General features: G+C 69.1%; 1 pseudogene. It reads left to right on the forward strand.

Going from position 1 to position 359, the window contains the following annotated elements:
• Positions 1 to 359, forward strand: a pseudogene (locus tag ASF20_RS24970) (winged helix-turn-helix domain-containing protein); the annotation flags it as partial.

The raw sequence follows: 359 nt of genomic DNA on the forward strand, positions 1-359 counted from the left end.
CTGTCCGAGGATCACGGCGTGTCGGTCTCCGAGCAGACCTTGAGCCGGGTCTTGCGGGCCATGGGCTACGCCAAGCTCTCGGCCCGCCCGCGCCATCACGCCCAGGATCCGGGCGCCGCGGCTGTTTTTAAAAAGACTTCCCCGACCGTCTGGCGGACATCGCGCAGGCTGTCGGCGGCAAGCCGGTAGAAGTCTGGTTCTGTGACGAGGCCCGTGTCGGCCAGAAGAACACCCTGACCCGACGCTGGGCCAAGGGCGGAACGCGACCCTCGGCCCCCAAGGACCAGCGCACGGCTTCGGCCTACATCTTCGGGGCGATCTGCCCGGCCCGGGGCGTCGGGGCAGGCTTGGTCATGCCC

It is taken from the genome of Methylobacterium sp. Leaf88, assembly GCF_001422795.1.
Lineage (GTDB): Bacteria > Pseudomonadota > Alphaproteobacteria > Rhizobiales > Beijerinckiaceae > Methylobacterium.